General features: G+C 72.2%; 10 protein-coding genes. 4 read left to right on the top strand and 6 right to left on the bottom strand.

The window, feature by feature from the left end; all coding sequences use genetic code 11:
* Window positions 1-44: 44 nt before the first annotated feature.
* Entirely contained in the window at window positions 45-2,321 is a 2,277-nt protein-coding gene (locus tag F0L68_RS19075) for a S9 family peptidase (RefSeq protein WP_149850963.1), read from the top strand.
* A gap of 80 nt (window positions 2,322-2,401) precedes the next feature.
* Here F0L68_RS19075 and F0L68_RS19070 read toward each other — a convergent pair whose 3' ends face one another.
* The 5 genes from F0L68_RS19070 to F0L68_RS19050 all read right to left on the bottom strand — a co-directional run bounded on the left by F0L68_RS19070 (window position 2,402) and on the right by F0L68_RS19050 (window position 6,721).
* Window positions 2,402-3,484: a hypothetical protein gene (locus tag F0L68_RS19070; RefSeq protein WP_149850962.1), complete on the bottom strand. Its 1,083-nt coding sequence runs from the start codon at window positions 3,482-3,484 to the stop codon at window positions 2,402-2,404.
* Window positions 3,481-3,975: a SigE family RNA polymerase sigma factor gene (locus F0L68_RS19065; protein WP_149850961.1), complete on the bottom strand. Its 495-nt coding sequence runs from the start codon at window positions 3,973-3,975 to the stop codon at window positions 3,481-3,483. The genes F0L68_RS19070 and F0L68_RS19065 overlap by 4 nt, the downstream gene beginning before the upstream one ends.
* 111 nt (window positions 3,976-4,086) lie before the next feature.
* Window positions 4,087-4,578 (bottom strand): 5-(carboxyamino)imidazole ribonucleotide mutase, encoded by a 492-nt coding sequence (gene purE / locus F0L68_RS19060; protein WP_149851053.1) that lies wholly within the window; start codon window positions 4,576-4,578, stop codon window positions 4,087-4,089.
* A 14-nt stretch (window positions 4,579-4,592) separates the two neighbouring features.
* Window positions 4,593-5,792 carry a 5-(carboxyamino)imidazole ribonucleotide synthase gene (locus F0L68_RS19055; protein ID WP_149850960.1) on the bottom strand — a complete coding sequence of 400 codons (1,200 nt, stop codon included), beginning with the start codon at window positions 5,790-5,792 and terminating at the stop codon, window positions 4,593-4,595.
* A gap of 92 nt (window positions 5,793-5,884) precedes the next feature.
* Window positions 5,885-6,721: a GGDEF domain-containing protein gene (locus F0L68_RS19050; protein WP_149850959.1), complete on the bottom strand. Its 837-nt coding sequence runs from the start codon at window positions 6,719-6,721 to the stop codon at window positions 5,885-5,887.
* 211 nt (window positions 6,722-6,932) lie between these two features.
* Here F0L68_RS19050 and F0L68_RS19045 point away from each other — a divergent pair, with 211 nt between their 5' ends.
* From F0L68_RS19045 to F0L68_RS19035, 3 genes are all read left to right on the top strand, one after another.
* Window positions 6,933-9,347: a sigma-70 family RNA polymerase sigma factor gene (locus F0L68_RS19045; RefSeq protein ID WP_149850958.1), complete on the top strand. Its 2,415-nt coding sequence runs from the start codon at window positions 6,933-6,935 to the stop codon at window positions 9,345-9,347.
* Between the two features lie 126 nt (window positions 9,348-9,473).
* Window positions 9,474-9,992 carry a GtrA family protein gene (locus F0L68_RS19040; RefSeq protein WP_149850957.1) on the top strand — a complete coding sequence of 173 codons (519 nt, stop codon included), beginning with the start codon at window positions 9,474-9,476 and terminating at the stop codon, window positions 9,990-9,992.
* 83 nt (window positions 9,993-10,075) lie between these two features.
* Window positions 10,076-10,627 carry a GtrA family protein gene (locus tag F0L68_RS19035; RefSeq protein ID WP_149850956.1) on the top strand — a complete coding sequence of 184 codons (552 nt, stop codon included), beginning with the start codon at window positions 10,076-10,078 and terminating at the stop codon, window positions 10,625-10,627.
* A gap of 39 nt (window positions 10,628-10,666) precedes the next feature.
* On the opposite strand, the gene F0L68_RS19030 is transcribed toward F0L68_RS19035, so the two are convergent.
* Window positions 10,667-11,959 carry a sensor histidine kinase gene (locus tag F0L68_RS19030; protein WP_149850955.1) on the bottom strand — a complete coding sequence of 431 codons (1,293 nt, stop codon included), beginning with the start codon at window positions 11,957-11,959 and terminating at the stop codon, window positions 10,667-10,669.
* Window positions 11,960-12,116: the final 157 nt, after the last annotated feature.

Here is a 12,116-nt window from a genome sequence, read left to right as displayed (position 1 = left end):
GGCAGCACGGTGCCAAGAACCACACCGAAGAAGGACGGAAAACAGTGAGCACCACTCAGGACTACCAAGCCGCGGAGCAGCTCTTCCGCCGACCGACCAGCCCCGGCGAGCTCGTCGTCGGCGACAAGGTCAGGCCGCAGTGGATCGACGGAGGCGCCCGCTTCTGGTACGCGGTGAGCAACGGCGCCGGGCGGCGGTTCGTGCTGGTCGACCCTGCGGCCGGCACCCGCGAGCCCGCCTTCGACCACGCCAGGCTCGCCGCCGCGCTGGCGGCGGCCTCCGGGCAGCAGGTCGACCCCGAGGCCCTGCCGTTCGCGGCCATCGAGCTGGCCGGGAACGCCGTGGAGTTCGCCGCGTTCGGCGAGTACTGGCGCTGCCGTCTGGACAGCTACACCTGTGAGCGGGCCGAGTTCACGCCGCCGGGCAACCCGCTGGAGGTGCCCTCACCCGACGGGAAGGTCGCGGTGTCCCGGCGGGGGCACGACCTGTGGGCACGCTCGCTGTCCGACGGCCGCGAGTGGGCGCTGACCACCGACGGCGAGCCCGACTACCAGTACGGCTCCGGCCCGGACTGCACGGCCAACGGCACCTTGCTGCGCAAGATCGGCCTGCCCTACCTGCCGCCTTCGGTGGCCTGGTCGCCCGATTCGACGAAGGTGCTGGCGCACCGGACCGACGAGCGCGACGTCCGACAGACCCACCTCGTGGAGGCCAGGCCCGCCGACGGCGGCGCGCCCCTCACGCACACCCAGCGGTACGCCTACGCCGGGGACGAGCACATGCCGACGGCCGAGCTGGTCGTGCTCGACGTCGCCGAGGGCACGGTGGTCCGGGCACAGGCCGAGCCGCTGCTCATGCCGCAGCTGTCGCCGATCATGACCAGGTGGGCGTGGTGGGCGGAGGACGGGTCGGCGGTGTACTACCTCAGCCGGCCCCGCGACCTGCGCACCCTCACCCTGCACCGGCTCGACCCGGCCACCGGCGAGGTCACCACCGTGGTCAGCGAGACCGGGGCCACCCGGGTGGAGCCCAACCAGTGGGCGTACGAGCCGCCGATCGTGCGGGTGCTCGCCGACGAGGTGCTCTGGTACTCCCAGCGGGACGACTGGGGCCACCTGTACCGGTACGACCTGCGCACCGGCGCGCTGCTCGGCCAGGTCACCGCCGGGCAGTGGGCGGTGCGGCAGATCCTGCGCGTCGACGAGGCCGAGCGAGTCGTGTACTTCACCGCTTCCGGGCTGGTCGAGGAGGACCCGTACCGACGCACGGTGTGCCGGGTCGGCCTGGACGGCTCCGGCTTCGCCAGGGTCACCGACGACGAGCTGGACCACGTCGTCACCATGTCGGCCGGCCAGGAGTGCTTCATCGACTCGGCGTCCACTGTGGACACTCCCCCGGTGACGACGGTCCGCGACTGGACCGGACGGGTGCTGGTCGAGCTGGAGCGCGCCGACATCAGCAAGCTCACCGCCACCGGCTGGACGGCGCCGGAACGGTTCCGCGTCAAGGCGGCCGACGGCGTGACGGACATCTACGGGGTGCTGTACCGGCCGAGGGGATTCGACCCGGCCGAGCGCTACCCGGTGGTGGACAACGTCTATCCCGGCCCGCAGGTCAACCGGGTCGCCCCGTGCTTCGACCCAGGCGGCATGGGCCTCGACGCTGAACCCCTTGCGGCGCTTGGCTTCGCGGTGGTCGCGCTGGACGGCCGAGGCACCCCAGGGCGGAGCAAGTCCTTCCACGACGCCTCCTACGGCCACCTCGCCGACGCGGGCTGCCTGGCCGACCACGTCGCGGCGCTGCGGCAGCTGGCCGAGACCCGGCCGTGGCTGGACCTGGACCGGGTTGGCGCGTTCGGCCACTCCGGCGGCGGGTTCGCCGCCGCGCGGGCGATGCTGGACTTCCCCGAGGTGTACCGGACCGGGGTCGCCCTCTCCGGCTCGCACGACGCCCGCTACTTCAACCTGGGCTTCGTGGAGTCCTACGACGGCGCGGACAATCCCGAGGCCTGGGCCAGCGCCTCCAACGTGGACCTCGCGGATCGGTTGGCTGGCAAGCTGCTGCTCGTGCACGGCGAAATGGACGACCAGGTCCACCCGGACCACACGCTGCGGCTGGCCGACCGGCTCATCGCCGCCGACAAGGACTTCGAGCTGCTCATCGTGCCAGGGGCCGAGCACACGTACATCGACTGCCTGACCTACGTCCGCAAGCGCTGCTGGGACTTTCTGGTGCGCGAGCTGATGGGCACGCAGCCACCCGCCTACCGCCCCGCCCCCATCGTCATCGGCCCCGAGCTGCTCGCCGAACTGTTCGCCTGAGTGCGACTGAGCAGACACGCCCCGATCTGAGAGACCAGCTGGTGCGGTGTCCGGGNNCCCGGACACCGCACCAGCTGTGCCTAGCGGCCGCCGATGGCCTGCGCGGCCTCCGGCCACGAGTCGGGCTTCGTCTGGTCCGCCATGGTGAGCGCGGCGTTGAGCCGCTCGAACTCGGCGTGCACCTCGTCCGCGGTCCAGTCCCGTTTGCCGACGGTGACGGCGGCGCCGCGGCGCGAGTCCATGGTCGTCGCGGCGTTCTCGACCGTCAGCTTGCGTCCGCCGATCGGCCCGCCGATGACCGCATCGAGGGAGAACGCGGCTCCCCCGTCCTTGGTGGCCACGACGCCGAGCAACAGGGGCTCCGTGTCCGGGCCGTCCGCACGCAGGCCGGGCCGGTCGAACGCGACGAGCGTGCCATTCCGGCCAGGGAACTGGCCCACGTAGTTCGGCCGCAGCCCCTCCGGCAGGTGGTCGAGCTGGAACGGCACCCGGTACGGCGTCGGCTGGCCGAACGACACCTTCTCGGCCAGCTTGGCGAGCGAGGCGGGAAAGCCGCTCTCTCCATGCACGGTCGCCCATGCCCCGGGCCGGTACTCCCAGGCCAGCACGCCCTGGTTGATTCCCGGCATGCCCGGCCACGGCTCCTCGCGGTAGAAACCCTGCCCGTGGCCGAGGGTGTAGGCGTACCCGCCGAGATACCAGGACGGGTCGAACGCGCCGGGCTCGTACACGGCGACGTCCGCCCACGAGGTGCTCGAGGTGTACACCGTCATCCACTGGACGGCGGGGCTGACGCCCACCGGCTTGACCGTGAGTTCCGGGGTGTCCACGAACTGGACCGTGAAGGAGAACGCCGGCCGGGTCGGCCGCACGCCGTCCATGGTGTTGCCGACCGAGGGCGGCCGACTCGGCGCGCTCGTCGCGATGGTCGTCGGCGCGACGCCGTGCGGCCCGGCCGGCTCGGCGCGGCGACTGCTGGACAGCAGCCACGGCAACGTCGCCACGAGGCCGACCACGACCGCGGCAGCAACGGCGACCGAGGCCATCCGCCGGCGGCGACGCCTGACGATGCCGTGCCGCACCCTGGCCATGACCGGCTCGGCGGCGGGCACATCCTGCTCTGCGGCGAGGATCGCGCGCAGGTCGTCTTCCGTGCGGGTCATCGGTCCTCCGTCACAAGGTCGCGTGTCCTCGGGTCGACCCGCAGAGTGGCGAGCGCACGGGTGGCGTAGCCGCGCACGGTGCTGGCTCCACAGCCGAGCACCTCGGCGATCTCGGGGTCGGTCAGGCCCTCGTAGTAACGCAGCACCAGGACGGCCCGCTGCCGCGCGGGCAGCCTGCCGAGTTCGGCGCGCAGCGCGTCGCGGTCGGCGTGCCTGGTGGCGTGGTCGGGGGTGTCGGGCTCGGGCGGGCTGACCGACGCCGAGGGCACGAACCTGGCCCACCGCCGCCGCCAGGACAGGTACTCGTTGACGACCATCCTGCGCACGTACGCGTCCGGCTGGTCGAGGCTTTCGACCGAGCGCCACCTGGCGTGCACGCGGACCAGCACTTCCTGGACGACGTCCTCGGCGAGGCCGCGTTCGCCGGTGAGTGCCACGGCATATCTGAGCAGCGCGGGTAACCGCGTCTGCGCGAACTCCTCGAACGTCATCGAACCTCCGTGGGTCTTCGCGTGATGAACGCGGAGACCCACGGATCTGCTGTGCGCTCCCACGTGTATCCGATTGTGATCGCCGTCACATCGAGGTGGGGCTGATTCGAGCTAGCCGAGCGAGGCGCGCAGCGCCGCGTCCTTGTCCAGCACGAGCTGCTCCAGCTCGGCCTGGAACGTGGCCACCCGCTCCTGCAACGCGGGGTCCGCCGCGGCGAGGATGCGCACCGCGAGCAGGCCCGCGTTGCGCGCCCCGCCGACGGACACGGTGGCCACCGGGATGCCGGCCGGCATCTGCACGATGGACAGCAGCGAGTCCATGCCGTCCAGGTACTTCAGCGGCACAGGAACGCCGACCACCGGCAGCACCGTCGCGGACGCGACCATGCCGGGCAGGTGCGCAGCGCCGCCCGCGCCCGCGATGATCACCCGGAGTCCGCGCGCCGCCGCGCCCGTCGCGTAGTCGAGCATCCGCTGCGGGGTGCGGTGTGCGGAGATCACGCTGACCTCGTGCGGCACGTCGAACTCGGCGAGCGCCTGCGCGGCGGCCTGCATCACCGGCCAGTCCGAGTCGCTGCCCATGATCACGCCGACCAACGGCATCGGGTCCTGCTGCGTCACTCGCCCTGCCCTCCGTGGATGTCGTAGCCGTCCAGCCATTCGCCGTCGGACAGCCAGTGCGCGGCCAGCCGCGCCCTGGCGCGGACGTCGTCCATCCGCTCGCCGAACAACGTGACGTGGCCGATCTTGCGGCCCGGCCGCTCCGCCTTGCCGTACAGGTGCACGTGCGCGTCGGGGAACCGGGCGAACAGGTGGTGCAGGCGCTCGTCGGGGCCCATCTCGGGCGGGCCTGCCGCGCCGAGCACGTTGGCCATGACCACCGCTGGCGCGACCAGGTCGGTCGCGCCGAGCGGGTAGTCGAGCACGGCGCGCAGGTGCTGCTCGAACTGCGAGGTGCGGGCGCCCTCGATGGTCCAGTGGCCCGAGTTGTGCGGCCGCATGGCGAGTTCGTTGACCACGACGCCGTTGTCGGTCTCGAACAGCTCGACGGCCAGCACGCCGACGACCGCCAGCTCGTGCGCGACTCGCAGGGCGAGCTGCTGCGCCTCGGCCGCGAGCCCAGGGGCGAGGTCGGGGGCGGGCGCGAGCACCTCGACGCAGATGCCGTCGGACTGCACGGTCTGCACCACCGGCCACACCGCGCCCTGGCCGAACGGCGAGCGGGCCACCAGCGCGGCCAGCTCGCGGCGCATCGGCACGCACTGCTCGACCATGAGCGGGACGCCGGAGGCGATCAGCTCGGGCACCACCCGCTGCGCGCTCTCCGGGGTGTTCAGCATCCACACGCCCCGGCCGTCGTAGCCGCCCCTGATCGCCTTGAGCACGCACGGCCAGCCGTGCTCGGCGCCGAACCGCAGCACGTCGCCGACGTCGGCGACCTCGGCGAACGGCGGCACCGGCAGGCCGAGTTCGGCCAGCCGCCGCCGCATCACCAGCTTGTCCTGGGCGTGCAGGAGGGCGTCGGGGCCGGGGTGCACCTTCACGCCGTCCGCGACGAGCGCGCGCAGGTGTTCGGTCGGCACCTGCTCGTGGTCGAAGGTGACCACCTCGCACCCCTTGGCGAAGGTGCGGAGGGTGTCGAGGTCGGTGTACCTGCCGTAGGCGACGTCCCTGGCGACCAGCGCGGCCGGGTCGTTCTCGGACTCGGCCAGCACCCGCAGCGACTGGCCGAGCGGAATGCCCGCCTGGTGCGTCATCCTGGCGAGCTGGCCGCCGCCGATCATGCCGACGGTGGGAAGGCCGGTGCGTGCGTCCACTCTGATGACCTGCTTGTCGCGCTCGAGATCGTCAATACCGGCAGGTCAGCCTAGTTGACGCCGTGATGGTCGAGTTCCGCCGGTCGACTCCGTCAGCTGCGCCCGACCCGGACCAGCAGGTCGCAGGCGGCCTGGTGGGTGTCGGGCAGCCGCTCGAGCCAGATCCTGGCGGGCCCGGTCGGCTGCACGTTGGGGTCAACGGCCAGCTTGTCCTTGACCAGCCAGCGCACGTTGGCCAGCGACTCCGCGAGGCCGTCCCGCCTGCCGAGGACCGCGACCACCGAGGGGCCGACCGAGGCGAGGGTCTCGCCGCCGGCGAACACGGCGCGCAGGGCGTCGGCGACCAGCGCCATCGCGACGAGCCTCGACCAACCGACGGCCTTGCTGAGGTCGAGCGCGACGAACACCAGCACGTGGTCGGTGCCCGGCTCGCGGCCGGCCGCCTCGGCCTCGCGGTACACCTCGGCGAGCCGCGTGCGGAGGTAACAGGGTGTGACCAAACCGGTGAGACCGTCCTCGGATGTGCAGCCCGCGGGAGGCGTGCCGGGTGCGTCCGCCCACCCCAAAGCGATCACTTTGAGCAACGAAGCGGGCATCGCGTCGATATTGGGGGACACCATTCCGGTCGAGAAGGACGGATTCGACCACACAGCGTGGAACGCGGCGAGGTCCCGGAGGGTCTCCTCAAGGCTCGCCCCGGAGTCCGCCCGTGCCCTGCCGAGCCTGGCCAACGGCTTGGCCAGGTCGCCGCCGGTGATCGCGGCCTCGCACACCGCGTCCACCTCGGTCAACGCCCAGTCGCTCGGAAACAGCCAACCAGCGGCGATGCTGGCGGTCCGCCACCGCGACCGCAGCGCACGGAGCCGATCCTCCGTCGTCCTGGTCCGGGTCAAGCGCGCGCGCCACGACGGGATCTCGCGAACTCCCACTCGGCCTGCCTCCTTCCGGTCATCCCTCGATCTTGTGACGCACACAGAGGCGCGGTGTGACGGGATTTCGGTGCAACCGGTTGAGCGGTTTGGCGTGACGTTGGGCTACCAGATCCGTCACACTGGCGACGCTGAGGAATGCGCACCGCTACCGACGGCCGCGGACGGCCGGTGGTGACGGTGTGTCGTGCCTCTGGAGGAGGAGTCCAACTTGTCGACCGTTCCGGCTGACGTTCAGGGGCCCAGCGACGCCGAGCTCATCGAGTCCGTGCGCGGTGGGACGATCGAGTCCTACGGCCAGCTCTACCAACGGCACGTCTCGGCCGCGCACAACCTCGCCCGCCAGCTCTCGCGGTCCTCCGCCGAGGCCGACGACCTCGTGTCCGAGGCGTTCGCGAAGGTCCTCGACACGCTGCGCGCCGGCCGAGGCCCGGACTCCGCCTTTCGCGCCTACCTGCTCACCGCGCTGCGGCACACCGCATACGACAAGACGCGCCGGGACCGCAAGATCGAGCTGTCCGACGACGTGACCACCGTCGCCGACACGGACAAGGTCTCCGTGCCCTTCCGCGACACGGCCGTGGCCGGCCTTGAGCGGTCGATGGCCGCGAAGGCGTTCGCCCGGCTGCCCGAGCGGTGGCAGGCGGTGCTGTGGCACACCGAGATCGAGGGCCAGTCGCCCGCCGAGGTCGCGCCGCTGCTGGGCCTGACCCCCAACGGCGTGTCCGCGCTGGCCTACCGGGCCCGCGAGGGCCTGCGCCAGGCCTACCTCCAGGTGCACCTCGCCGAGAACACCGCGGAACGCTGCCGCGCGACCGTGGACCGGCTCGGCGCGTGGATCCGAAACGGACTGTCCAAGCGGGAGACGGCCCAGGTCGAGACCCACCTGGACGGCTGCGACCAGTGCCGCGCGCTGGCCGCCGAGCTCGCCGACGTCAACGGCGCGTTGCGGGGCATCATCGCGCCGCTGGTGCTCGGTGCCGGCACGACCGGTTACCTCGCCATCGCGAGCGCAACCAAGGCCACCGCTGCGGCCACCGCGGCTGGCTCGGCTGGGACGGCCGGCACGGCGGGCGTCGTCGCAGTCAAGGCGGGCGCCGCCGGGGCCGCGGCCGGTTCGAGCGGTTCGTCGGCCGGTGCGGCGGGCGGGGCCGCGTCGTCGCTGCCTCGGCAGCTGATCGGCCTCGGCGCGTCCGCCGCCGCCGTGGCCGTCGCGATCGCCATCGCCCTCACCGCCGGCAACGGGAACAACGGCATCCCGCCCGCCCAGGCCGCCCTGCCGCCGCCGACCATCCAGCCGCAGCAGCCGCCCGCGCAGACACCGCCGCCGCAACAGAACCCGCCGGCGCAGACGCCCCCGGCCCAGCCGCCACCGACCCAGCCGCCGGCGTCGCCAACCCAGCCGCCCGCGTCGCCGACGCAGCCGTCCGCGCCCCCGACGACCGCACCGCCGACCTCGCCGCCCCCGACCCCCGGCTCGCCGACCCTGGTGCCGACGGTGCCCAGCGGCGGCATCAGCCTGACTCCGGGCGGCCAGCCGGCCGAACTACGTCTCCCCGTCACCAACAGCGGGACCGCGGCGTCCGACCCGATCACCACCGCGCTCACCCTGCCCCAGGGCGTGCACGTGGTCGGCCCGGCCAACTTCGCCGCCGACCCGAAGATCATGCTCGACGCGGCGGGCGGCCCCGGCGACCTGCGGTGCGCGCTGCCGGTCTGCACCAGCGCCAGCGGCCTGCAACCCGGCCAGACGATCACCTTCGTGTTCCTGTTGCAGGCCGACGACACCGCCGTCGACGGCGAGCAGATCACCGGCACGCTGACCGCAGGTGTCGCCATCAACGTGCAGATCACCGTGCAGGTCAAGGTCCAGCCGCCGACCCCGATCGACGACGTCGGCCTGGTCGTCACCCGGCTCGGCTTCCCCTGGCTCCGGCACGGCGTGAACGTCACGGTCACCAACAAGGGCAACCACGCCGGCACCGCCGTGCTCACCGTGAGCGGGCCGGCCGACGGCGCGGTCCTCGCGACCTCGCCGGAGTGCCAGCAGAGCCTGACCGCGATCCGCTGCGCGGTCCGGCTGGACCCCGGCAAGTCGTTCAGCACCGGCGTCTGGGCGATCGTCTGGCCGTGGGAGCACGAAACGCTACACGTCGCCGTGACGCTGGGCACCGCGAGCGCCGCGCAGGACGTGCCGATCGACTGCGTCGACGGCCCGCTGCCCGATCCGGTCGTCCCCGGCGCGCCGCCGACGACCACGACGCCGACTGAGGCACCGCCGCCGACCAGCGCGACGACCACCCCGGCCCCGCCGACCAGCACCACGGGAACCCGGCCGCCGGTCACCGGGCCGCCGACCGGCACCATGCCGAAGCCGCCCGGCCCGCCGGACCCCGGACCGACCGGCGATCCAGGCACGACCGGCCTGCCGGTGCCGCCGCCGCAGACCACGCTGCCGACGCAGCCCGCGCCGCCGCCGACCACCACGACACCACCGCAGCCGATCGTGACGACGCCGCCCCAGCCGACCGAGCCGGGACCGACCTGGCCGTGCCTCCCGCTGCCACCGTGGCACCCGGGACTGGGGCTGTTCGACCCACAACCGCCGTGGAAGTGCCCCAGCTGAGCAGAACCGCGCAAATCAGGCACTTGACGAAGGTCACGCCGGGCCCACACCCGACGTCCGTAGACTGCCGGAGTGCTACCAGTCGTTCACAGTGTGCTCAAGCGTCTGCCGGAACCACTCCGGGCCATGCTCCACAAGCACCGTGAGCTGCTGAAGTTCGCCGTGGTCGGAGGCACGACCTTCGTCATCGACAACGGCCTCTGGTACGTCCTCAAGCACACCGTGCTCGCCGAGAAGGTGCTGACGGCGAAGGCCATCTCCGTGTTGGTCGCCACCATCGCCTCCTACGTGCTCAGCCGCGAGTGGTCGTTCCGCACCAGGGGCGGCCGCGAGCGGCACCACGAGGCCGCGCTGTTCTTCGTGATCAGCGGCATCGGTATCGGCCTCACCCTGCTGCCGCTGTGGGTGTCGCGATACCTGCTGGACCTGCGGATGCCGACGGTGTCGCTGCTCACCCAGGAGATCGCCGACTTCGTCAGCGGATCGATCCTCGGCATGCTGCTCGCCATGGTCTTCCGGTTCTGGGCCATGAAGAAGTGGGTGTTCCCCGAGGCGGGCGCCCGCCCCGAGGTGGTGCGCTCCACCCGCGCGAACCGGCGCCTGCGCGTCGTTGACATCGACGAGGACCACGAGCAGGTCGCGTAGTCCCCCGCCAGGGGGTCCCACCAACGGCTCCCGTCGACGGTCTTCGACCGGGCACGACGAGCCGATCTCCGTAGACTGCGCGGGTGTCAGTAGTCGAGACCGTGCTCGCGCGACTGCCGGAACCGCTGCGTTCCCTCGCGATCAGGCATCGCGAGCTGCTGAAGTTCGCCCTCGTCGGCGGCACCTGTTTCGTCATCGACACGGCGATCTTCGTGCTGCTCAAGACCACCGTCCTCGCGCCGAAGCCGGTGACGGCGAAGGTCATCGCCACGCTGGTCGCGACGATCGTGTCCTACATCCTCAACCGCGAATGGTCCTTCCGGACCAGGGGCGGCCGGGAACGCCACCACGAGGCCGCGCTGTTCTTCCTGGTCAGCGGCATCGGCGTCGCGCTGAACTCGGTGCCGCTGTGGGTGTCGCGGTACCTGCTCGACCTCGAGGTCCCGCACGTCAGCCGGTTCGCGCAGGAGGTCGCCGACTTCACCAGCGCGCAGCTCGTCGGCACCCTGATCGCGATGGCATTCCGCTGGTGGGCGTTCAAGCGGTGGGTGTTCCCCGAGGCCGACGTCCGCCGCCAGATCCGCCTCGTCGCCGACGACGAGGACCCCGAGGAAGAAGGCCTCGGCCACGCCTAGTTCCTCGCCTATCTAGTTCCTCGCCTAGCAGTTCTTCGCCTACCTGGGCGTGCTCTCGGACCGCCAGTTGACGCCGAGGACGTCGCCGGCCTTGGGCACCGGGAGGAAGACCGCGAACATCGCAGGCCGGGCCGTGGACAGTTCCAGCCTGCCGCCGTCCGCGTCCACCAGCGCCCTGGCCAGCGCGAGGCCGACGCCGGTCGAACCGCCGCCGGACACGCCACGCTCGAAGATGTGCCCGGCAAGCTCGTCGGGCACGCCGTCCCCGCCGTCGCTGACCTCGACGACCACCGTGCTGTCGTCCTGCCGCGCGGTCACCGTCACCGTGCCTGCGCCGTGCCGCAGCGCGTTGTCCAGCAGCACGCCGATCGCCTCCCGCAGCCGCGCCGGGGTCGCCCTGGCCAGCAGGCCGTCCGGCACGCGCAGCCGCAGCGTGCGGCCCTCCGCCCGCAGCGGGTCGCGCCACTCCGAGGAGATCGCGGACAGCTCGTCGCGCAGGTCGATGGGCTCCGCGCCGACCGCGCGGGCCGCCCGCGCCGCGGCGAGTAGTTCGTCGAGCACCTCGGCCAGCCGGTCGGCCTGTTCCAGCGCGGCCTTGGCCTCCCCGGCCGTCTCCTGCTCCTCCGGGTACTCGGCCAGCGACTCCAGCCGCAGCTGGAGCGCGGTCAGGCGGCTGCGCAGCTGGTGCGACACGTCGCCGACCAGCTCCCGCTCCCGCTGCACCAGCAGGGCGAGCGCGTCCGCCGAGGTGTCCAGCGCCTCGGACACCTGGTCGAGCTCGGGCACCCCGTGCCGGTTGGGGTCGGGCCGGAAGTCGCCAGCGCCCAGCCGCCGCGCGCGGTCGGCGACGTGCTTGAGCGGCTCGGCCAGCCGGCGGGCGGTGACCGTGGCCACGACCGTGCCGGTGCCGACCGACAGCACCACCAGCAGCACGACGAGGCCAGCGACCTGGATCTGCCTGGTGCGCAGCGGTTGGGCCGAGACCGTCAGCAGCACCGTGCCCTGGTGCGCGATCCGCGCGCTCGCCGTGATGACGTCGCCGTCGTGGTCGCGGTCCGGGTCGGTGCCGAGCGTCTGCGTGCCCGTCGCGTTCGAGGTCACCACCAGATAGGCGCCCTCGGGCACCATCTTCGAGACGCTGTCGAGGTTGATGGACCGGCCGCTGGCGAACTGGTCGTCCAGGTTCACGGCGATGTTCTGGGCGCTCCAGGTCACGGTGGTCTGCTCGACGTCACCGATCACCTTCAGCGCGGTGTAACCGAGCGGTATGCCCAGCGCGAATCCCGTAACCGCGACGGCGAGCAGAATCGCCCGCAGGATCCGACGACGCATTAGAGCTCCTAATACAATGGCGTTCGACTGGGAGTGGCGTCCAGGTGGCGCGTCGCAAGGCGGAGGAGCCCCTCATGGCGGAGCCATGTGGGGCGACGACAACGCGGCGAGGCGTCAGCTGGGCGTCACTCCGTCGGACAGTCATTGTGTTAGGAGC

It is taken from the genome of Solihabitans fulvus (assembly GCF_008386585.1).
Classification (GTDB): domain Bacteria; phylum Actinomycetota; class Actinomycetes; order Mycobacteriales; family Pseudonocardiaceae; genus Solihabitans; species Solihabitans fulvus.
Note: the sequence above shows the minus strand (reverse complement) of the source record. Positions and strands in the feature narration are given on the sequence as shown.

Bases quoted from the DNA above. Each gene is read 5' to 3' on its own strand.
- F0L68_RS19070 (WP_149850962.1), bottom strand. From the start codon at position 3,484: ATGACCCGCACGGAAGACGACCTGCGCGCGATCCTCGCCGCAGAGCAG.
- F0L68_RS19040 (WP_149850957.1), top strand. From the start codon at position 9,474: ATGCTCCACAAGCACCGTGAGCTGCTGAAGTTCGCCGTGGTCGGAGGC.
- F0L68_RS19030 (WP_149850955.1), bottom strand. From the start codon at position 11,959: ATGCGTCGTCGGATCCTGCGGGCGATTCTGCTCGCCGTCGCGGTTACG.
- purE (WP_149851053.1), bottom strand. From the start codon at position 4,578: ATGCCGTTGGTCGGCGTGATCATGGGCAGCGACTCGGACTGGCCGGTG.
- F0L68_RS19065 (WP_149850961.1), bottom strand. From the start codon at position 3,975: ATGACGTTCGAGGAGTTCGCGCAGACGCGGTTACCCGCGCTGCTCAGA.